This window comes from Micromonospora wenchangensis (assembly GCF_002210435.1).
In the GTDB taxonomy this organism is placed as follows: Bacteria; Actinomycetota; Actinomycetes; order Mycobacteriales; family Micromonosporaceae; genus Micromonospora; species Micromonospora wenchangensis.
On sequence record NZ_MZMV01000037.1, the window covers coordinates 1 to 19,537 of the forward strand.

20 protein-coding genes are annotated in these 19,537 nt (G+C 74.3%); 15 read left to right on the forward strand and 5 right to left on the reverse strand.

Annotated features, from left to right (window positions below; translation table 11 throughout):
- The first annotated feature begins 102 nt into the window (after positions 1 to 102).
- From rbfA to B5D80_RS20710, 5 genes are all read left to right on the forward strand, one after another.
- Complete coding sequence (gene rbfA / locus B5D80_RS20690) at positions 103 to 576, forward strand: 30S ribosome-binding factor RbfA (RefSeq protein WP_088645566.1); 474 nt, start codon at positions 103 to 105, stop codon at positions 574 to 576.
- Entirely contained in the window at positions 573 to 1,673 is a 1,101-nt protein-coding gene (locus B5D80_RS20695; RefSeq protein WP_088645567.1) for a DHH family phosphoesterase, read from the forward strand. Before rbfA ends, B5D80_RS20695 begins: the two co-directional genes overlap by 4 nt.
- Before the next feature lie 19 nt (positions 1,674 to 1,692).
- Positions 1,693 to 2,100 carry a hypothetical protein gene (locus B5D80_RS20700; RefSeq protein ID WP_088645568.1) on the forward strand — a complete coding sequence of 136 codons (408 nt, stop codon included), beginning with the start codon at positions 1,693 to 1,695 and terminating at the stop codon, positions 2,098 to 2,100.
- A complete protein-coding gene (locus tag B5D80_RS20705) occupies positions 2,100 to 2,309 on the forward strand; it encodes a DUF6186 family protein (protein WP_194822111.1) in 210 nt (69 codons plus the stop codon). The genes B5D80_RS20700 and B5D80_RS20705 overlap by 1 nt, the downstream gene beginning before the upstream one ends.
- A 1,426-nt stretch (positions 2,310 to 3,735) precedes the next feature.
- Positions 3,736 to 5,061, forward strand: coding sequence for an MATE family efflux transporter (locus B5D80_RS20710; RefSeq protein WP_088645570.1), 1,326 nt, complete (start codon positions 3,736 to 3,738; stop codon positions 5,059 to 5,061).
- A 45-nt stretch (positions 5,062 to 5,106) separates the two neighbouring features.
- Here the strand turns inward: B5D80_RS20710 and B5D80_RS20715 are convergent, their stop codons facing one another.
- Positions 5,107 to 6,129, reverse strand: coding sequence for a hypothetical protein (locus B5D80_RS20715; RefSeq protein ID WP_088645571.1), 1,023 nt, complete (start codon positions 6,127 to 6,129; stop codon positions 5,107 to 5,109).
- A 117-nt stretch (positions 6,130 to 6,246) separates the two neighbouring features.
- Positions 6,247 to 6,543, reverse strand: a complete 297-nt coding sequence (locus tag B5D80_RS20720) for a hypothetical protein (RefSeq protein WP_088645572.1) — start codon at positions 6,541 to 6,543, stop codon at positions 6,247 to 6,249.
- A gap of 95 nt (positions 6,544 to 6,638) precedes the next feature.
- Between B5D80_RS20720 and truB the strand changes: the two genes are divergently transcribed.
- From truB to B5D80_RS20755, 7 genes are all read left to right on the forward strand, one after another.
- A complete protein-coding gene (gene truB / locus B5D80_RS20725; RefSeq protein WP_088645625.1) occupies positions 6,639 to 7,523 on the forward strand; it encodes a tRNA pseudouridine(55) synthase TruB in 885 nt (294 codons plus the stop codon).
- A gap of 114 nt (positions 7,524 to 7,637) precedes the next feature.
- The gene (locus tag B5D80_RS20730) at positions 7,638 to 8,564 is read left to right on the forward strand and encodes a bifunctional riboflavin kinase/FAD synthetase (protein ID WP_088645573.1); all 927 of its coding nucleotides are present in this window, start codon (positions 7,638 to 7,640) and stop codon (positions 8,562 to 8,564) included.
- 218 nt (positions 8,565 to 8,782) lie between these two features.
- Positions 8,783 to 9,052 carry a 30S ribosomal protein S15 gene (gene rpsO, locus B5D80_RS20735; protein ID WP_067302624.1) on the forward strand — a complete coding sequence of 90 codons (270 nt, stop codon included), beginning with the start codon at positions 8,783 to 8,785 and terminating at the stop codon, positions 9,050 to 9,052.
- Positions 9,053 to 9,275: 223 nt separating this feature from the next.
- Entirely contained in the window at positions 9,276 to 11,651 is a 2,376-nt protein-coding gene (locus tag B5D80_RS20740; protein ID WP_088645574.1) for a polyribonucleotide nucleotidyltransferase, read from the forward strand.
- 128 nt (positions 11,652 to 11,779) lie between these two features.
- On the forward strand, positions 11,780 to 13,150 hold the full coding sequence (locus B5D80_RS20745; RefSeq protein WP_088645575.1) for a M16 family metallopeptidase: 1,371 nt from the start codon (positions 11,780 to 11,782) through the stop codon (positions 13,148 to 13,150).
- 160 nt (positions 13,151 to 13,310) lie between these two features.
- Complete coding sequence (gene dapB, locus B5D80_RS20750) at positions 13,311 to 14,078, forward strand: 4-hydroxy-tetrahydrodipicolinate reductase (protein WP_088645576.1); 768 nt, start codon at positions 13,311 to 13,313, stop codon at positions 14,076 to 14,078.
- A gap of 107 nt (positions 14,079 to 14,185) precedes the next feature.
- Entirely contained in the window at positions 14,186 to 14,656 is a 471-nt protein-coding gene (locus B5D80_RS20755) for a GNAT family N-acetyltransferase (protein WP_088645577.1), read from the forward strand.
- A 12-nt stretch (positions 14,657 to 14,668) separates the two neighbouring features.
- Here the strand turns inward: B5D80_RS20755 and B5D80_RS20760 are convergent, their stop codons facing one another.
- Together B5D80_RS20760 and B5D80_RS20765 are read right to left on the reverse strand one after the other, a co-directional pair.
- Positions 14,669 to 15,049 (reverse strand): VOC family protein, encoded by a 381-nt coding sequence (locus B5D80_RS20760; protein WP_088645578.1) that lies wholly within the window; start codon positions 15,047 to 15,049, stop codon positions 14,669 to 14,671.
- Between the two features lie 73 nt (positions 15,050 to 15,122).
- A complete protein-coding gene (locus tag B5D80_RS20765; RefSeq protein WP_088645579.1) occupies positions 15,123 to 15,704 on the reverse strand; it encodes a GNAT family N-acetyltransferase in 582 nt (193 codons plus the stop codon).
- Between the two features lie 36 nt (positions 15,705 to 15,740).
- Here B5D80_RS20765 and B5D80_RS20770 point away from each other — a divergent pair, with 36 nt between their 5' ends.
- Positions 15,741 to 17,078, forward strand: coding sequence for a glycosyltransferase 87 family protein (locus tag B5D80_RS20770; RefSeq protein WP_088645580.1), 1,338 nt, complete (start codon positions 15,741 to 15,743; stop codon positions 17,076 to 17,078).
- Here the strand turns inward: B5D80_RS20770 and B5D80_RS20775 are convergent.
- Positions 16,977 to 17,528: a GNAT family N-acetyltransferase gene (locus B5D80_RS20775; RefSeq protein WP_088645581.1), complete on the reverse strand. Its 552-nt coding sequence runs from the start codon at positions 17,526 to 17,528 to the stop codon at positions 16,977 to 16,979. The two genes, B5D80_RS20770 and B5D80_RS20775, sit on opposite strands and share 102 nt — an antisense overlap.
- 78 nt (positions 17,529 to 17,606) lie before the next feature.
- On the opposite strand from B5D80_RS20775, the gene B5D80_RS20780 reads away from it, so the two are divergent.
- Together B5D80_RS20780 and B5D80_RS20785 are read left to right on the forward strand one after the other, a co-directional pair.
- Positions 17,607 to 18,836 carry a winged helix-turn-helix domain-containing protein gene (locus tag B5D80_RS20780; protein WP_088645582.1) on the forward strand — a complete coding sequence of 410 codons (1,230 nt, stop codon included), beginning with the start codon at positions 17,607 to 17,609 and terminating at the stop codon, positions 18,834 to 18,836.
- A 4-nt stretch (positions 18,837 to 18,840) separates the two neighbouring features.
- Positions 18,841 to 19,506 carry a DUF2752 domain-containing protein gene (locus B5D80_RS20785; protein WP_425437224.1) on the forward strand — a complete coding sequence of 222 codons (666 nt, stop codon included), beginning with the start codon at positions 18,841 to 18,843 and terminating at the stop codon, positions 19,504 to 19,506.
- Positions 19,507 to 19,537: the final 31 nt, after the last annotated feature.

Consider the following 19,537-nt stretch of genomic DNA (forward strand, 5'->3'; position numbering starts at 1 on the left):
GGGGGTGGCGCGCGGGTAGTGTTCGAGGTGTTGGGTGGTTGGTCCCGGTGACGCCCGCGTCACCGCTCCGGCCGCGGAAGGAACGCCCTGGAGGTGGGGGACATGACTGATCCGGCCAAGGTTCGCCGGCACGCCGAGCGGATTCGCGAACTGGTCGCCTCGGTGGTGCGGAGCCAGATCAAGGACCCCCGGCTCGGGATGATCACCATCACCGACGCCCGGATCACCGCCGACCTGCGTGACGCCACCGTCTTCTACACCGTCCTCGGTGACGCGACGGCCCAGGCCAGCACCGCCGCCGCGCTGGAGAGTGCCAAGGGCATGCTGCGCAGCACCGTCGGCAAGGCCCTCGGGCTGCGTCACTCGCCCTCGCTGACCTTCGTCCTCGACGACGTGCAGGACCAGGTCAAGCAGATCGACGACCTGCTCGCCCAGGCCCGGCACGCCGACGCCGAGGTGCAGCGGCTGGCCGCCCAGGCCAAGTACGCCGGCGACGCCCAGCCGTACCGGGTCGACGACGAGGACGACGAGGACGACGACGCCGCCACCGACACGTCAACGACGGACCGGCGGTGACGGCCGCCCCGGGCACGGCCGACGAGCTCCGTACCGGGTCACCGTCCGCCGGCCCCGGCGAGGACGACTGGGCTGCCGCCGTCGCGGCGGTACGTGGCCTGCCGGCCGACGCCCGGGTGCTGCTGATCTGTCACGTCAACCCGGACGGCGACGCGCTGGGCAGCATGCTCGGCTTCGGGCTGGGGCTGCGCCGGCTCGGCGTACACCGGTTGCAGGCCACCTTCCCGGGGCCTCCCGAGGTGCCGGAGCCGTTCCGCTGGCTGCCGGGCCTCGACCTGCTCGTACCGGCGGACGAGGCGTACCCGGACCCGGATCTGGTGGTCTGCTTCGACGCCGCGAGCGAGTCGCGGCTCGGTGACCTGGTCGACCGGCTCGACACCGCCGGCACCTCGATCGTCCTCGACCACCACGCCTCGAACACCGGCTTCGGCGCGGTACACCTGGTCGACCCGACGGCGGCGGCGACCTCGGTCGTCGCCGAACAGTTGCTCTCCCGGCTCGACGTGCCGCTGGACGCCGAGATCGCGACGGGTCTCTACGTCGCGCTGACCACCGACACCGGCTCGTTCCGGTTCGCGGCCACCACCCCCGAGGTGCACCGGCTCGCCGCCCGGCTGCTCGCCACCGGCCTGCACCCCGGTGACATCTCCCGCGAGGTCTTCGACACCCGGCCGTTCGGCGCGGTCCGGCTCTTCGGCGAGGTGCTGGGGCGGGCCCGCCTCGAACCGGAGGCCGCCGCCGGTCACGGCCTGGTCTGGACCGACGCCACCCTCGACGACCTGGCCCGGCACGACCAGCAGCCGTACGTGTTGGAGTCGCTGATCGACTCGGTCCGCTGCACCGCCGAGGCGGACGTCGCGTGCGTGCTCAAGCAGGTCGGGCCGGTCGAGTGGGCGGTGTCGATGCGCAGCAAGGGCGCCGTCGACGTCAGCGCGGTGGCGGTGGCGTTGGGTGGCGGAGGTCACCGCTTCGCCGCCGGCTTCACCGGATCGGGCGACGCCGAGCAGGTCATCGCCCGGATCAGGGTGGAGTTGGCAGGTGCGCTGACGGGTGGCCCCGCCCACGCCGACGGGTGTCGGTCTTCCCGCACACGGTGACCCCGGGGAGAATCGGACGATGGAGCAGCCGCACGAGATCGCCATGGACGTCCCCCGCGCCTGGGACAGGCCGGTGGTCACCGTGCCGGTGCTGGCCTGCCTCTCCCTGGTCGGTGGGCAGTTCCCGTCGTTCTCGGCACAGGCCAACATCTGGACGCTGGGCACCGGCGGCGCACTGATCTGGCTCGGCCTCGGCAACCGGGTGCAGCGTCGGCCGGCACCGCGCCGGCTGGGCCGGGGCACCGTCTGGTGGCTGCTGCCGGCGGCGCTGTTCGGGGTGCTCGAAGGGGCCACCTTCGTCATGGCGGTCGGCGACGAGTTCCCCACCTTCTCCCGCCTGGCCGATCCGCTGCTGGAGGACCAACTGGTCCGCTCGGCGGCCTGGTTCGCCTGGCTGGCCGCATTCTGGGGGCTGGTACGGCGATGATGCGCACCCTCGCCATCAGCGGCTTCCTCGCATCGCTGGTGCTCTTCGCGGCCGTCGAGTGGGCCGCCCGCCGGGAGGGCTCCCGGATTCCGTCACTGGGCGACGTCTGCGCCTACGTCATGCGGTACGAGGTCGGTCCGGTGCCGGTCGGCCGGATCGGCGTGTTCGGGTTCTGGTGGTGGCTCGGCTGGCACTTCCTGGCCCGCTGACCGCCTCCACCGTCCGGGCGTCGGCGGCCTCCTGCCGTTCTGCCCGGTGTTCGGTGGCTGAGACCGGGCCGATCTCTCCCACCCGGTGCGGGTGCGGTCCGTCCAGTTCGGTTCGTGCCTGGTCCGGGTCGTCGGGTGTCGCACCTCCGGCTGGTTCGACCGCCCGGCCCTCGTCCTACGCCGGGCCCGGCCGGTTCGGCCGTGTTCGGAGCGCCGTGCACGGGTCGTCCAGATGACGGGAAGAGTGGGCAGCATGTGGAAAGTAAACGTTAACTTGGGAGGGGCCGACGTCGCGCCGCGACGCAGGTCGCGGGCGGTGGTGCCACACCCGGTGCTGCCTCCCTCCAGGGTCTGACCGACCCGGGCTCACGCTGCCAGGCGAGCCGCTCCGGTGATCCCGGGCTGCCTTCCCGGCGCTCAGCAGGACCGCCCGTCCGGGCCACCTGTTCGGTGGTCCGCACCCTGGAAGGACACCGCCATGGCGACCAAGCCCAAGACCGAGACCACCGACGAGGCCCGCGAGCAGATGCGCCGCGCGTTGCAGACCTCGATGGACACCCGTCAGTGACCCTGCCGTACCAGCGGTGACCCCGCCGCCCGGCTGAGTTCCGACTCAGCCTGGCCCCGGTGGTCGTGGTCGCCCCGGCACGTTCTCGCTCGCCCCACCCGACTCGGCCCCGGGCCGGAGCCCCGGCGTCCGCCAGGCTCGGCCCCGGCCCAGGTGCAGCCCGACTCGGCCGTAGCGCCTGCTCTGGGTCGTCCCCACCCTGGCGTCGGCCGGGTTCGGCCCGGCCCGGCACCGGCTGGGTGCTCGGCTCTACCCGGCCCCGGCTGCGCTCGGTTCCACCCCCGGCCCCGGCTCCGGCCGCGTTCAGCGCGGCCAGGCCGAGCCGGGTCAGGCCGTGACCAACCGGCCCGGCGGTGTACGAGGGCGGCCCGCTCCGAGCCCGGCTCAGTCGACCCCGGCCCTGTGGTGTCCAGAGATCGCCCGGCTCACGCCGTGTTTCGAGCTGCCCGGTGAGGGCGGTTTCCAGAGGTCGCTCGGCCGGGTCGTGTTCGACCTGCGGCGACCGGGACGCCCGCGGGGCCGCCCGCCAGTCGATCGTGCTGCATCCGCACCGGCCGGCCCGGCCGTGTCCGGAGCCGGCCCGGTCCACCTCAGCACGGTCGGCTCGGCCCGCGTCTGCCCTGCCGGGTCGGCCTGCCTCGACCACGCCGGGCTGAACCCGACCCTTCGGGCCTGGCCGAGGCCCTGCGAAACCCGGCCCGCTGAACCCGCCCAGCCGGAACACCCCGCCGCACCACTCCGCCACCACGAGCCCGACCCCGCGAACGCGGGTTCGCCGGGCCGGTTCCGTCGGTCACCGTCCGGTAAGTGATGCCCAGGCTTGCGTTCCTTACCGCAGGCATGCCAGGATCGGCGGCGATGAGCCAGTCCACCGCCACCGCCACCGCGCTCGCCTCGCCGCGCCGGATCGCCGCGCTCGCCCTGCCCGCCCTGGTGGTGCTCGCGGCCGAACCGCTCTACGTGCTGGTCGACACCGCCGTCGTGGGGCACCTGGGCCGGGTTCCGCTGGCCGCGCTCGCCGTCGGCGGCACGGTGCTGACGCTCACCGCCTGGCTCGGCACCGTGCTGGCGTACGGCATCACGGGGCGGGCGGCCCGCCGGTTCGGTGCCGGTGACCGGGCTGCGGCGCTGGCCGAGGGCGTCCAGGCGTCCTGGTTGGCCTTCGGGGTGGGCGTGCTGGTCGCCGTCGGCATGCAGTTCGGCGGCGACGCGCTGGCGCGTACCCTCGCCGGTGGTGGTGGCGAGGTGGCCGACACCGCCGGGCAGTGGCTGCGGATCGCGGCCCTCGGCGCGCCCGGCCTGCTGCTGGCCGCCGCCGGCAACGGCTGGTTGCGCGGCATCCAGGACACCCGCCGCCCGCTGCTGTTCGTGCTCGGGCCGAACCTGCTCTCCGCACTGCTCTGCCCCCTGCTGGTGTACCCCGCCGGGCTCGGGGTGACCGGCTCGGCGGTGGCCAACGCGATCGCCCAGACCGTCTCGGGTGCCCTCTTCGTCGGGGCGCTGCTGCGGGAGCGGGTGGGCGTGCGGCCCCGGCCGGCGCTGATCCGCCAGCAGTTGGTGCTCAGCCGGGACCTGCTCATCCGGGGGCTCGCCTTCCAGGCCAGCTTCCTGTCCGCCACCGCCGTCGCCGCCCGGTTCGGCGCCGCCTCCGTGGGCGCCCACCAGATCGCGCTGCAACTGTGGTTCTTCACCGCGCTGCTGCTCGACGCGTTGGCGATCGCCGCGCAGGCGTTGATCGGCGCGACACTGGGCGCGGGCGACGCCGCCGGCGCGCGTGCCCTGGCCCGCCGGTTCGCGCTGCTCGGCGGCGTGTGCGGGGTGGCCTTCGCGGTGCTCATCGCCGCCGGGGCCGGCGTCGTGCCGTCCCTGTTCAGCTCCGATCCCGAGGTACGCGAGCAGGCGATGGTGGCGTGGCCCTGGTTCGTGGCGATGCAACCGTTCGCCGGGGTGGTGTTCGCCCTCGACGGCGTGCTCATCGGCGCCGGCGACATCCGCTACCTGCGCAACCTGACAGTGGTCGCGGCGGTCGGCGGCTTCCTGCCGGCGATCTGGCTCTCCTACGCGTTCGACCTCGGTCTGGGCGGCATCTGGGCCGGCCTCACCCTGCTCGTGGTGATCCGGCTCGTCGGCGTGCTGCTGCGGCTGCGGTCCGGCAGGTGGGCGGTGGTCGGCGCGGTGCGCTGACGGCCGTGCTGCGACGGTTTCCGGCCGGAGCACCGCGATCGCCGGTCAGCACTCCTCGCCGTCGCCGGCCCGCCAGCTCTCGTCGTAGACGTCGCCCGTCGGGGCCGGCGCGGTCCGACGACGCAGCGGTTCGGCCTCGGCCAGCGCCAGGAAACCCCGCCGCATCGCCGGGCAGTCGGCGTTCTGCAGGGTGATCCGGGCCGAGTCGAGCCAGAGACCACGCCCGGCCGGCCCGACGTCGTCCGGGTACGGCACCAGCCACACCACCTCGTCGCGCAGGGTGACCAGCTCCGCGCCCGGCCGGTACGCCTGGGGACGCCACAGGTCGAACGGGTAGGCCCAGACGAACCGGGTGGTGACCTCCAACGCCCGTACCCCGCTGGCGGCGGTGGTGGACCGGTACGTGATGGTGCCCCGGCCACGCACCTGCTCGTCGCGGTCCAGCCCCGGGTCGGCGCGGTCGGCGATCCGGCTGGCGAAGCCGAGGCTGCTGCCGGAGGCCAGGTCCCGACGGACGGAGTCGCGGTTCTGCGGGGCGAGCACGGCGAGGAACCCGTCCGGATCGCCGTCCAGCATCCGGGGTTCCACCCGCCCCTCGACCAGTGCCCGACGGACCCGCGCCAGCGCGTCGGTGACCTGCTCGGCGGTGAACGGCCCGGTCCGGTGGGCGGCGGGCGGCACGACGGCCGCCGCGCCCTCGGCGTACGCCTCGGCCGGGGTGGCGACGAACGGGCCGAGACTGTTGCCGCTGGCGTCGGTCGGCCGGGGAGCGGGCGGCGACGCGCCACCGGGGCGGGGGAGCAGCGGTGCGCCGTCGTGCGCCCGTTGGACGAAGCGGAACCCGCCCAGGGCGAGCCCGCCGACCAGCACCAGCACCAGCAGGACGCCCACCGCGCCCAGCAGCGTGCCGCCGTACCGACCCCAACGCAGCCGGAGCCGTTCCGAGCGGGTCAACTCGTGCTCCACCTCGGGTTCCCGCATCCAGGACGGAATCCGGACCGGCTCGTCCGCGGTGGCGACCGCCGCCCTGTCGGGGGGTGGGTCAGTGGGTGTCGGGTCGTGGGTCACGCGGTGTTCCCTGGGTCGGACGGGAAGGGGGCGCATGATCCTCGCACCCGGGCGGTCGCGGCGCTGTCCCGTCCGGGGCCACGGGCGAGGACTGGCCCGGGGTGGGGGGCCACGGGCTCAGAGGGTGCCGGCGCGCATCCGGGCGAACAGGTAGAGCGCGCCGCCGACCAGCAGGCTGGCCAGCGTCGCCACCAGCACGAACGAGACGATCCCGGCGACCACCGGGTGACGTTCGCTGAATCGGCTGCGGTCGCGCCACCGCCAGAGCGACAGCCGGGCCCGGCGGAGCGTCGGCACGGCCTCGACCAGCTCGGACAACCGCCGGCCGAGGGTACGACGGGGCGGCTCCGGGTGACGCATCCACTCGGGGAGTTCGACCCGGGCACGGTGTTCGGGCGGCGGCGGCGTGGTCATGCGGCTCCTGACGGGTGACGGAGGGCTCGTGGCGCGACGAGCATTGTGCCGTGCGGTGGCGGGCGGGATGGACCCGTCTGGCAGGCTTGGCGGTCGTGAACGGTGACGGTCTGATCGTGGTCGACAAGCCTGGCGGCATGACGTCGCACGACGTGGTGGCGCGCATCCGCCGGTTGGCCCGTACCCGTCGGGTCGGGCACGGGGGCACCCTCGACCCGATGGCTACCGGGGTGCTGGTGATCGGGGTGGGCCGGGCCACCCGGCTGTTGACGTACGTGATCGGGGCGGGCAAGAGCTACACCGCGACGGTCCGGCTCGGCCAGTCCACGGTCACCGACGACGCCGAGGGCGACGTGATCGGGACCACGCCGGCCGGCGCGCTGACCGACGCCGCGATCCGGGCCGCGTTCGTGCCGTTGACCGGCGAGATCGACCAGGTGCCCAGCGCGGTGAGCGCCATCAAGATCAACGGAGAGCGGGCGTACAAGCGGGTCCGGGACGGTGAGCAGGTCGAGTTGCCCGCCCGGCGGGTCACCGTCTCCCGGCTCGACGTGTCGGCGATCCGCCGGGACACCCCGGACGTGATCGACGTGGACATCGACGTCACCTGCTCCTCCGGGACGTACATCCGGGCGCTGGCCCGGGACGCGGGCCTGGCGCTCGGCGTCGGCGGGCACCTCACCGCGCTGCGGCGTACCGCTGTGGGCAGTTTCACCCTGGCCGAGTCGGCGACCCTCGCGGCGCTGGAGCAGCGCGCCCCCGAGGTGGTCACCCTGCCCCTCGACACCGCCGCCGACAGGTACTTCTCCCGTCGGCAGGCCAGCGCCGACGAGGCGAAGGTGCTCTCCCACGGCGGCCCGCTGGACCCGGTGGGCATCGCCGGACCGTACGCCGTCTTCGGACCGGACGGCGGCCTGATCGCTATCGTCAGCGAGCGGGACGGCCGGGCCCGCGCGGAGATCGTGCTCGCCCCGGCCTGACCGGGCCGCGGGACGGCGCGGCGGGGACGACGGGCGCGGGGACGACGGCCGGCACGGCCGGCGGCGGTGGGTACGGGTGTGAGCCGGTCAGTGGTGGAGCAGGGAAGGAGCGGCATGCAGCGGTGGCGGGGGTACGAGGCGGCACCCGGTGACTGGGGGCGGTCGGTCGTCACCATCGGCGTCTTCGACGGCGTGCACCGGGGTCACCAGGCGACCATCGGGCACGCCGTGGCGCGGGCCCGTGAGCTGGGCGTACGGTCGGTGGTGGTGACCTTCGACCCGCACCCCGCCGAGGTGGTCCGCCCCGGCGCACACCCGGCCGTGCTCACCGAGCCCATCCGCAAGGCGGAGCTGATCGGGGCGCTCGGGGTCGACGTGCTGTGCGTGGTGCCGTTCACCGCCGAGCTGTCCCGGCTGCCGGCCGAGGCGTTCGTGCACGACATCCTGGTCGAGCACCTGCACGCGGCGCTGGTCGTGGTGGGGGACAACTTCCGGTTCGGGCACCGGGCCGCCGGGAACGTGGCGCTGCTCGAACAGCTCGGCCGCACCCACGGCTTCGTGGTGGAGAACGCCCCGCTGGTCGCCGCCGACGGCACGGTCTTCTCCTCGACGTACGTCCGGGCCCGGATCGAGGCCGGGGACGTGGCGGCGGCGACCGCCGTGCTCGGCCGGCCGCACCGGCTCGAAGGGGTGGTGGTGCTGGGCGACCAGCGCGGCCGGGAGCTGGGCTTCCCCACCGCCAACCTGCGCTGCCCGCCGCACGCGGCGGTGCCCGCCGACGGGGTGTACGCCGGCTGGCTGGTGCGCGGGGGCGTCGAGCGGCTGCCGGCGGCCATCTCGATCGGCACCAACCCGACGTTCGACGGCCGGGAGCGCCGGGTCGAGGCACACGTGCTGGACTTCGCCGGCGACCTGTACGGCGAGCACGTCGCCCTCGACTTCGCCGCCCACCTGCGCGGCCAGATCCGGTACGACGCGATCGAGCCGCTGCTGGCGCAGATGGCCGAGGACGTCGCGCGGACCCGCCTGGCGGTCGCCTGACCGGCCCGGCGGGCGGGGTCGACGGGCCGCCGACGCCCGCCGCGTGGGCCTTGACCGGGCGGTTCCGCGACGGGCTGGTAGTGTGGCGGTGACGTCGGATGACCGACGCGGGGCCTCGCGTGCCTGCACGACGCCGCGGGTGCGAGGTTCGTCCGTCTCCGGTCCACGCGGACCCGAACGACGGACACCAGTTGTCAACCCACCGAAACAGGGAGAACATGGCGCTCGACCAGGAAGCCAAGGCCAAGATCCGCTCGGAGTACGCGACCGCCGAGGGCGACACCGGTTCGCCTGAGGTGCAGGTCGCGGTCCTCACCAAGCGGATCGCGGAGCTGACCGAGCACCTGAAGGTGCACAAGCACGACCACCACAGCCGCCGTGGGCTGCTGCTGCTGGTCGGTCGGCGCCGTCGGCTGCTCAACTACGTCCAGAAGAAGGACATCAACCGCTACCGGTCGCTGATCGAGCGGCTCGGCCTGCGCCGATGACGTGACGGGGGAGCGGCCGCCTGGCCGCTCCCCCGTTCCGCGCACCACCAGAAGAAGAGGGCCGCGCGACCACCCGAGAGGGAGCCGGTCAGCGTACCGGTCTCCGGTAGTGGCCCCCGGGCATCCCGGCAACCTGCCGGCCACCCGGGCGCTTCGATCGAAGACCGGCCGTCTGAGCAGCTCCGGTGTCGTGGGCCCACGACGCGAAGGAGTACCGCCGCACATGACCGAGACCAACCTCGGCACCGAATCCCGCACCGCCGTGATCGACAACGGGTCCTTCGGCACCCGTGAGATCACCTTCTCCACCGGCCGGCTGGCCCGCCAGGCCGCCGGCTCCGTCATCGCCCAGCTCGGCGAGACGGTCGTCCTCTCCGCCACCACCGCCGGTAAGCACCCGAAGGAGCAGTTCGACTTCTTCCCGCTGACCGTCGACGTCGAGGAGCGGATGTACGCCGCGGGCCGCATCCCCGGCTCGTTCTTCCGCCGTGAGGGCCGGCCCAGCGAGGACGCGATCCTCACCTGCCGGCTGATCGACCGGCCGCTGCGCCCGTCGTTCGTCAAGGGCCTGCGCAACGAGGTCCAGGTCGTCGAGACCGTCCTCGCGCTCGACCCGCAGCACCCGTACGACGTGGTCGCCATCAACGCGGCCTCGATGTCGACGAAGCTGTCCGGCCTGCCGTTCTCCGGCCCGATCGGGGCGACCCGGGTGGCCCACGTCGAGGGCCAGTGGGTGGCGTTCCCGACCCTGGAGGAGCTGGCCCGCGCCACCTTCGACATGGTGGTGGCCGGCCGCGCCCTCGAGGACGGCGACGTCGCGATCATGATGGTCGAGGCCGAGGCGACCCCGCACGCGGTGACCCTGATCGCGGGCGGCGCGACCGCCCCGACCGAGGAGATCGTCGCCAGCGGCCTGGAGGCCGCCAAGCCGGCCATCCGCGAGCTGTGCCGCGCGCAGAGCGAGCTGGCCGAGGTGGCCGCGAAGCCGGTCACCGAGTTCCCGGTCTTCCTGGACTATCAGGACGACGTCTACCAGGCGGTGGCCGACCTGGTCCGCGCCGAGGTGGCCGAGGCGCTCCAGATCGCCGGCAAGGCCGACCGCGAGGAGGCCCTGGACCGGGTCAAGGCCAAGGTCGCCGAGGAGCTGACCGGCCGGTTCGAGGGCCGGGAGAAGGAACTCTCCGCCGCCTTCCGTTCGCTGACCAAGTCCGAGGTCCGCAACCGGGTGCTGCGCGAGCAGGTCCGCATCGACGGCCGCGGGCCGCGCGACATCCGGCCGCTCACCGCCGAGGTCGGCGTGCTGCCCCGGGTGCACGGTTCCGCGCTGTTCGAGCGGGGCGAGACCCAGATCCTCGGCGTCACCACGCTGAACATGCTGCGCATGGAGCAGATGGTGGACACCCTCTCCCCGGAGAACCGCAAGCGTTACATGCACAACTACAACTTCCCGCCGTACTCGACCGGGGAGACCGGCCGGGTCGGCTCGCCGAAGCGGCGGGAGATCGGCCACGGCGCGCTGGCCGAGCGGGCGCTGCTGCCGGTGCTGCCGTCGCGCGAGGAGTTCCCGTACGCCATCCGGCAGGTCTCCGAGGCGCTCGGCTCCAACGGCTCGACCTCGATGGGGTCGGTCTGCGCCTCGACGCTGGCGCTGCTGTCGGCCGGTGTGCCGCTCAAGGCGCCGGTGGCCGGCATCGCGATGGGCCTGATCTCCGACGAGGTGGACGGCAAGACCCAGTACGTGACGCTTACCGACATCCTCGGTGCCGAGGACGCGTTCGGTGACATGGACTTCAAGGTCGCCGGCACGCCGGAGTACGTCACCGCGCTCCAGCTCGACACCAAGCTCAACGGCATCCCGTCGGACGTGCTCGCCGCCGCGCTCCAGCAGGCGAACGAGGCCCGGCAGACCATCCTCGGGGTGATGCAGGCGGCGATCGAGGCCCCGGCCGAGATGTCGGACTACGCGCCCCGGGTCACCACCGTCAAGATCCCGGTGGACAAGATCGGCATGGTGATCGGCCCGAAGGGGCAGACCATCAACGCCATCCAGGACGAGACCGGCGCCGAGATCTCCATCGAGGACGACGGCACGATCTACGTCGGCGCGACCAACGGCCCGTCGGCGCAGGCCGCCGTGGACCGGATCAACGGGATCGCCAACCCGACCCTGCCCAAGGCCGGCGAGCGGTTCCTCGGCACGGTGGTCAAGACCGCCGCGTTCGGCGCGTTCATCTCGCTGCTGCCCGGCCGCGACGGCCTGCTGCACATCTCCAAGGTGGGCGACGGCAAGCGGGTCGAGCGGGTCGAGGACTTCCTCAACGTCGGCGACAAGGTCGAGGTGGAGATCGCGGACATCGACGCCCGCGGCAAGATCTACCTGGACAAGGTCCGGCCGGAGGGTGCCGAGGCGCCGGCCGCGGGCGAGGCCGCCGGTGGCGACCGGCCGGCCGGCCGGGGCGGTGACCGGGGTCCGCGTGACCGCGGTGACCGGGGCGGCGACCGGGGTGGTCGGGCGCCGGAGCGCGGCGAGCGCGGCCCGGGTGGCGGCGAGGGCGGCGACGGCGGCGAGCGTCCGCGTCGGCGTACCCGGCACAGCTGAGCAGTGACCGGCCGGGTGACGACGTCGTCGTCACCCGGCCGGTGTGTTCCCTCCACCCCTCGTCGCACCGAGAGCAGGTTTCCGTGAGTCGGGCCCAGCGTTCGTCGTTTCCCTCTGGTCGACGGCCGGTGGCGTCGCCCGACGCCGGACGGCACGCCACCGGGGCGCAACCGGGCCGTGCCGGTGCGACGTCCCGGGCGGTCACCCGCACGATCAGTGACGACCCGCTGGGCGGCACCGTACGGCGGACCGTGCTGCCGAGCGGGCTGCGGGTGCTCACCGAGGCGATCCCGACGATGCGCAGCGTCTCGTTCGGCATCTGGGTCACGGTCGGCTCGCGGGACGAGACGGGCCCCCAGGCCGGTGCCGCGCACTTCCTGGAACACCTGCTGTTCAAGGGCACCCACAAGCGCACCGCGCTGGAGATCTCCGCCGAGATCGAGGCGGTGGGTGGCGAGACCAACGCCTTCACCACCAAGGAATACACCTGCTACTACGCGCGGGTGCTCGACGAGGACCTGCCGCTGGCCATCGACGTGATGTGCGACGCGGTCGCCGACTCGCTGCTGGAGCCGGCCGACGTGGAGACCGAACGCGGGGTCATCCTCGAAGAGATCGCCATGCACGACGACGAGCCCGGCGACGAGGTGCACGACCTGTTCGCCCGCGCCGTCTACGGCGACCATCCTCTCGGCCGGCTGATCTCCGGCACCGAGGAGACGGTCACCCCGATGACCCGCCGGCAGATCCAGAGCTTCTACCGCCGCCGCTACACCGCGCCGCAGATCGTCGTCGCCGCCGCCGGCAACCTCGACCACGCCACCGTGGTCCGGCTGGTCCGTCAGGCGCTGCGCGGCACCCCGCTGGACACCGACCCGGCCGCACCGGGCACGCCCCGGCGCAACACCCCGGCGGTACGCACGAAGCCGGCCGCCGTCCTGGTCGAGCCGAAGGAGACCGAGCAGGCGCACGTCATCCTCGGCTGCCCCGGCATCGACCGGGTCGACGAGCGGCGGTTCGCCCTCGGGGTGCTCAACAACGTCCTCGGCGGCGGCATGTCCAGCCGGCTGTTCCAGGAGATCCGCGAACGGCGTGGCCTGGCCTACTCGGTCTACTCCTACGCCAGCCAGTACGCCGACAGCGGCCTGTTCGCCGTCTACGCCGGCTGCGCGCCGGGCAAGGTCGACGAGGTGCTCCGGTTGACCCGTGCCGAGCTGGCCCGGGTGGCCGCCGACGGGCTCACCGAGGCGGAGGTGGCCCGGGGCAAGGGGATGAGCAAGGGCTCGTTCGTGCTGGGCCTGGAGGACACCGGCTCCCGGATGAGCCGGCTGGCCAAGGGTGAGCTGCTCTACGGCGACCTGATGCCGGTGGACGAGCTGCTGGCCCGGGTCGACGCGGTGACCGTGGCCGACGTGAACACCCTGGCCGCCGAGCTGCTGGGCCGGCCGATGTCGCTGGCGGTGGTCGGCCCGTTCGGCGAGCACGACTTCGCCGGCTGAGCCCGCCCCCGCCACCCGCCGCCGGGTCGTCCCGGCGGCGGTCCGACCCGCCGGCGTCCGGGTGGGCTGCGGCCGGGTCCGGAGCGCGTACCGGGACCGGCCGGTGGGACGGTGGTGGTCCGGCGGTGGCCCGCGTCCCGATTGGGATAGGTTGTGCCGCGTGACTGACGAGCAGGAGAAGGTTCCGGGCGGGGCGGTCCGGGTCGGCGTGCTGGGTGCCCGGGGCCGGATGGGCGCCGAGGTGTGCCGGGCGGTCGACGGGGCCGACGACCTGGCGCTGGTGGCCGCCGTCGACCAGGGCGACGAGCTGTCCGCCGCCGCCTCCGCCGAGGTGGTCGTCGACTTCACCACCCCGGACGCGGTCATGGACAACCTGCGCTGGTGCATCGAGCGGGGCGTGCACGCGGTGGTCGGCACCACCGGCTTCACCGGGCAGCGGCTGGAGCAGGTGCGCGGCTGGCTGGCCGACCGGCCCGACGTCGGGGTGGTGATCGCCCCCAACTTCGGCATCGGCGCGGTGTTGATGATGCAGTTCGCCGCCCGCGCGGCCCGGCACTTCGAGTCCGTGGAGATCATCGAGCAGCACCATCCGCGCAAGCTCGACGCGCCGAGCGGCACCGCCACCCACACCGCCCGGCTGGTCGCGCAGGCCCGCGCCGAGGCCGGCCTCGGCCCCGCCCCCGACGCCACCAGGGACGAGGTGTCCGGCGCGCGGGGTGCCGACATCGACGGGGTACGCGTGCACGCGGTCCGCGCCACCGGCCTGCTCGCCCACCAGGAGGTGCTGTTCGGCACCCTCGGCGAGACGCTGACCATCCGGCACGACTCGTACGACCGGGTGTCGTTCATGCCCGGGGTGCTGCTGGCGGTGCGGGCGGTCCGGCAGCGCCCGGGGCTGACCGTCGGCCTGGACGCCCTGCTCGACTAGACCTGCCGCGTCGCCCGCCCGCCGTGCCCGGGTGCCGGGTCGGGTGTGGCGTGCGCGTGGCGACGAATTCGTTGGCGGGTGCCGTCGTGCGCCCCTAGGCTGCCCCGGTGCTGGATTCCGGACATACCGATCGGCTCGGGCGGCGGGTCACCCTGCGCCCGGTGGACGACGACAACTGGCGGGCGGTGGCCGACCTGGCCCCCCGCGACGACCAGCGGGGGTGGGTGCCGGCGCTGGCGGCCCGCTACCTGGTGTTGACCTCGCGTTCCGAGGTGTGGACGTCGCTGGCGGTCCACGCCGACGAAACCGTGGCCGGCCACGTCATGTGGGGCGTGGACGACGACGGGTCGCGGTGGATCGGCGGAATGCTGATCGACGCCGCCGAGCAGGGCCGGGGGGTGGGCCGGGCCGCCGTACGCACCCTCGCCGCCTGGCTGGGCGGGCCGGACGGCGGGCACCCCGTCCGGTTGTCGTACCACCCGGACAACACGGCCGCCGCGCGGCTCTACGCCTCGCTGGGCTTCACCCCGACGGGGGCGGTGGAGGACGACGAGCTGGTCGTCGAGCTGCGCCGCTGACCCGGCGCGGGGTCACTCCTGCTCGATGACGGACAGGATGTTGCCGGCCGGGTCGGTGAACCAGGCGATCGTCGGCCCGTTGTCGCGCATGATCCCCCGGTCGTCCTGCGGCAGCCCCGGGTAGCGCGCGAACCGCACCCCCCGCGCGGTCAGCTCGTCGACCGCCCGGTCGACGTCGGTCACCGGGAAGTTGAGCACCGTGAACGTCGCCGGCACGTGGTCGGCCTTGGGGTAGACCACCACGTCCCGGTCGCCGGCCAGGTGCAGCATCAGCAGCCCACCGGGGCCGCCGAGCTGCGACACCCGCAGGTCGAGGGTGCCGGCGTAGAACTCCCGGGCCCGGTCGGTGTCGTCGGCCGAGAACCCGCTGAACGCCTTCGTCTCCCGGAACATGCCCGTCTCCCTCACCGTCGGTGGCGTACCGCCGTCTCCGGTCTACCAGGGCGGGCCGACAGAACCGGCCGGGTCAGGGCGTGTCGTCCGGTTCGGCGGGGACCGCGACGTGCAGCCGCACCTGGGGGACGAGCATGTCGTCGACGTCCAGCGCGCGGGCCGCGCCGTCCGGCTCCCAGCCGGTGCTGGTGAGGAACCTACGGGTCGCCTCGTCGCCGTCGAACGTCCAGGCGACCGCGTGGGTGAACCCGTCGCCGCGCCAGGCGTCCACGGCGGCGGCGAGCAGCCGGCTGCCGTGCCCGCGCCGACCCCAGCGCGGCTCGACCAGCAGGTCGGTCACCGCGACCACCCCGGCGCCCAGTGCCGTGGCCGGCTCGCCCGGGGCGAGCGCCTCGGCGTCCGCCGGCCCGGAAGCCGCGAACCCCACCAGATAGGATTGCTCGGCCTGTTCCACGGCGACGAGCACCCGGTGCGCGGCCGAGGGCGGCTCCTGCACCGCCGCGCTCCACCGCCGGGCGAGCCACGCCTCGTCCAGGTTGTCGAGCACGTGCCGGGGCAGCAGCCGACGGTACGCGACCCGCCAGGTCGCGAGCTGCACACGGGCGATCTCGGCGGCGTCCTCGGGACGCGCCGGGCGGACGTACCCCAGAGCCATGGCACGAAAGCCTAGGCCACAGCGAGGGAGACGACGGTGGCGCAGGGGGCCAGGCGGACGGCCGGGCAGGTCGTCGCGGTGGCGGTGCTCGCCGTCGCGGTGGCCGCGTTCCTGTCCGTGGCGGCCGTCCGGCACGGCTTCTTCGACCTGAAGGTCTACTACGGCGCGCTGCACTTCTGGGTGCACGACCACGGCGAGATCTACGACTACCTCAAGCCGGGCACCCAGTACGGCTTCACCTACCCGCCGTTCGCCGCCCTGGTGATGCTGCCGATGGCGTACCTGCCGTGGCCGGCCGCGATCACCGTCAGCGTGGCCGCCACGGTGGTGGTCAGCGCGGTGCTGGTCTGGTGGCTGCTCGACCCGGTGGCCCGGCGGGCCGGCTGGACCCGGTGGTTCGTCCTGGCGGTGGCGCTCTGCCTGGCCGCCGCGTTCGAGCCGATGCGGGAGACGGTCAACTTCGGCCAGGTCAACATGCTGCTGCTGTTCCTGGTCGCGGTGGACCTGCTGCGGCTGCTGCCGGCCGGCAACCGGTGGGCCGGGGTCGGCATCGGGCTGGCCACCGCGATCAAGCTGACCCCGGGCGTCTTCATCGTCTACCTGCTGATCACCAGGCGGTTCCGGGCCGCCGGCACCGCCGTCGTCGCCGCGGCCGCCGCCACCCTGCTCGCCGCGGCCCTCTTCCCCGACGCCGCCCGGGAGTTCTGGACGTCGGCGCTGTGGAACACCGACCGGGTGGGCGAGTTGGCGTTCGTGTCCAACCAGTCGCTGCGCGGCGTGGTGGCCCGGCTCGACCCGGAACACCCGAGCACCCTGGCCTGGCTGGCGCTGGTGCTGGTCACCGTCGCCGTCTGGGGCTGGCGCTGCCGGGCCGCCGTGGCGGTCGGCGACGAGGCCACCGGGCTGGCCCTGACCGGCGCGCTGATGTGCCTGGTCAGCCCGGTCACCTGGGTGCACCACCTGGTCTGGTTGATTCCGGCGCTGATCCTGCTGGTCGACAACGCGGTCGCCGCGCCCGCCGGCAGCCTGCGGCGGCGCGCGCTGCTGGCCGGCGCGGTGGTCTCCTACGCGCTGCTGTGCAGCCGGATCGTCTGGGCCTGGGAGAAGGACTTCACCGGGGTCGGCGGCTTCCTGGGCAGCAACACCTACGTCTGGATCAGCCTGGTGCTGCTGGTGCTGCTGCCGATCCGCACCTGGGCGGCACCGGTCGGCGGCGGGCCCGGCGACCCCGTCGGACCGGTCGATCCCGTCGTCGGGCGGCGGCCGGCCGGCTCAGCCGGGCAACCGGCCGGTGTAGCGCAGTTCGTCGAGGTACACCGGGGGACCGCCACCGGCCAGCGGCACCGGGTAGCGGGACCGCTCGCCGTCGACTGACAGGCCGGCCCGCTCGTAGAACCGGCGGGCGCGGGCGTTGTCGGCGAGCACCCAGAGCCGGTACTCCCGCCAGCCGCGTGCCGCCAGTCCGTCGCGGGCGGCGGCGAACAGGGCCTGCGCGGTGCCGTCGCCCCAGTGCGCCGGCTCGACGTACATCGCCAGCACCTCGCCGTACGCCGGGTCCAGGTCGCCCCGGTCCTGGTTGTTGCGGTACGGCCCGAAGGTGGTGAACCCGGCAGGCATCCCGTGGATCTCGGCGAGCAGGGTGGTGAACGGGTGCTCCGGGTCGGCCGTGCCGACGTCCCGCCGGCGTTGCGCCCAGGCCACCGGGTTGAGCCGGACCAGCACCTCGGCCGGCATGATGCCGGCGTACCCGGCCTGCCAGCCGTGGATGTGCACCCGCGCGATCGCCTCGGCGTCGTCGGGCTCCTCGCGGCGGATGGTGAGCATGCGTCCGTTCTATGCCCCGACGGGCGGTCGGTCCAGTGTCCGCTCCGGTGTCGTACCGCTGGTCTAGGGTCGTCGGCGATGGTCGCACCGGAATCGCTCTCGCTCGCCCAGGCCCGGCGGATGACGCTCGCCGCCCAGGGTTTCGCCGACCCCGCGCCCGCCGGGGTGCCCACCCGCCGGCACCTGCGCCGGGTGCTCGACCGGGTCGGGCTGATCCAGATGGATTCGGTCAACGTGCTGCAACGGGCGCACTACCTGCCGCTCTACAGCCGGCTCGGCCCCTACCCGACCGGCCTGCTCGACACCGCCGCCTACCGCCGCCCCCGCGAGCTGTTCGAGTACTGGGGGCACGAGGCGTCCCTGGTGCCGGTGGGGCTGCACGCCGCGCTGCGCTGGCGGATGGCCAAGGCCCGCGACGACGCCTGGGGCGGGATGCGCCGGATCGCCGCCGAGCAGCCCGAACTGGTCGCCTGGGTGCGCGACGAGGTGGCCGCCGCCGGGCCGCTGACCGCCGCCGAGATCGAACACGACGCGCCCCGGGAGACCGGCAACTGGGGCTGGAACTGGTCGGCGGTGAAGCGGGCGCTGGAGTTCCTGTTCTGGGCCGGCGAGGTCACCGCCGCCGACCGGACGCCCTCCTTCGCCCGCCGCTACGACCTGCCCGAACGGGTGCTGCCGGCGGCCGCGCTCGACGCGCCCACGCCGACCGATGCGCAGGCGTACCGCACCCTGGTCGCGGTGGCCGCCCGGTCGCTGGGGGTGGCCGCCGAGCCGGAGCTGCGGGACTACTTCCGGCTCCCGCTGGCCGGTGCCCGGCAGGCCGTCGCCGAGCTGGTCGAGGCCGGTGAGCTGGTGCCGGTGACGGTGCAGGGGTGGCGGCAGCCGGCCTGGCGGCACGTCGACGCCCGGCTGCCCCGCTGGGTCCGGGGCAACACCCTGGTCAGCCCGTTCGATCCGCTGGTCTGGGAGCGGGCCCGCACCGAGCGGCTGTTCGGCTTCGGCTACCGGATCGAGATCTACGTGCCGGCCGCGCAGCGGGTGCACGGCTACTACGTGCTGCCGTTCCTGCAGGGGGAGCGGTTCACCGCCCGGGTCGACCTCAAGGCCGACCGCAAGGCCGGGGTGCTGCTGGTGCCGGCGGCCTGGCGGGAGCCCGGCGTCGACCCGGGGGAGACCGCCGTCGCGCTCGCCGCCGAGCTGTACCGGCTCGCCGGCTGGCTCGGCCTGGACGCGGTCGCCCCACCGGCGGCCGGTGACCTGGCCGCCCCGCTGACCGCCGCGTTGCGCAGCCTCACCGGTGTACCGTGAGGCCGTGACGAGCGTTGACGGGCCGACCGGGCCGACCCGGTCGGGGCAGGGCACCGATCCGACGTCGACCGGTGCCGCACCGGCCGGCACCACCCACACGCTGGCCGATCCCGTGCCCGTCGGCACACCGACCGACCCGTACCCCCACCCGGGCGCGGGCGTCGACGGGGTGCCGCCCGGGTCCTGGTCGGCGGGGCCGCCGGTGGTGTGGCAGCCGCCCGAGCCGGACCGGCTCACCCGGTTCGTGCTCCGGTTGCACGCCCGGTCGCCGCGCTGGGCGGCCCCGCTGGCCGCGCTCGGCTGCGTCGCCGCCGGCATGGCGTACGCGCTGGTCAGTGACCCGACCACCAGCGACCCGGACGCCGCGCCGAGCTGCCTGCTCAAGCTGACCACCGGGCTGGACTGTCCGGGTTGCGGGGGCACCCGCGCGCTGTGGTACCTCCTGCACGCCGACCTGCCGGCCGCCGCCCGCCACCACGCCGTGTTCGTCTTCGCGGTGCCCTTCCTGGCGTACCTCTTCGTCGCCTGGGCGGGCCGGCAGGCGTTCGGGTGGCGGCTGCCCGAGCTGCGGCTCAGCTCCCCGGTGATCGGCGGGTTCCTCGCCGTCTGGATGGCCTTCTCGGTGCTGCGCAACCTGCCCTGGGCACCGTTCACGGCGCTCTACGTCTGACCGGCCGCGGCTGGCGGCGGCCGGGTGGGAG

What these genes read in the sequence shown, in the direction of transcription:
- rbfA (WP_088645566.1), top strand. Translation starts at nt 103, where the DNA reads ATGACTGATCCGGCCAAGGTTCGCCGGCACGCCGAGCGGATTCGCGAA.
- B5D80_RS20700 (WP_088645568.1), top strand. Translation starts at nt 1,693, where the DNA reads ATGGAGCAGCCGCACGAGATCGCCATGGACGTCCCCCGCGCCTGGGAC.
- B5D80_RS20705 (WP_194822111.1), top strand. Translation starts at nt 2,100, where the DNA reads ATGCGCACCCTCGCCATCAGCGGCTTCCTCGCATCGCTGGTGCTCTTC.
- B5D80_RS20710 (WP_088645570.1), top strand. Translation starts at nt 3,736, where the DNA reads ATGAGCCAGTCCACCGCCACCGCCACCGCGCTCGCCTCGCCGCGCCGG.
- B5D80_RS20720 (WP_088645572.1), bottom strand. Translation starts at nt 6,543, where the DNA reads ATGACCACGCCGCCGCCGCCCGAACACCGTGCCCGGGTCGAACTCCCC.
- B5D80_RS20730 (WP_088645573.1), top strand. Translation starts at nt 7,638, where the DNA reads ATGCAGCGGTGGCGGGGGTACGAGGCGGCACCCGGTGACTGGGGGCGG.
- rpsO (WP_067302624.1), top strand. Translation starts at nt 8,783, where the DNA reads ATGGCGCTCGACCAGGAAGCCAAGGCCAAGATCCGCTCGGAGTACGCG.
- B5D80_RS20740 (WP_088645574.1), top strand. Translation starts at nt 9,276, where the DNA reads ATGACCGAGACCAACCTCGGCACCGAATCCCGCACCGCCGTGATCGAC.
- B5D80_RS20760 (WP_088645578.1), bottom strand. Translation starts at nt 15,049, where the DNA reads ATGTTCCGGGAGACGAAGGCGTTCAGCGGGTTCTCGGCCGACGACACC.
- B5D80_RS20765 (WP_088645579.1), bottom strand. Translation starts at nt 15,704, where the DNA reads ATGGCTCTGGGGTACGTCCGCCCGGCGCGTCCCGAGGACGCCGCCGAG.
- B5D80_RS20775 (WP_088645581.1), bottom strand. Translation starts at nt 17,528, where the DNA reads ATGCTCACCATCCGCCGCGAGGAGCCCGACGACGCCGAGGCGATCGCG.
- B5D80_RS20780 (WP_088645582.1), top strand. Translation starts at nt 17,607, where the DNA reads ATGGTCGCACCGGAATCGCTCTCGCTCGCCCAGGCCCGGCGGATGACG.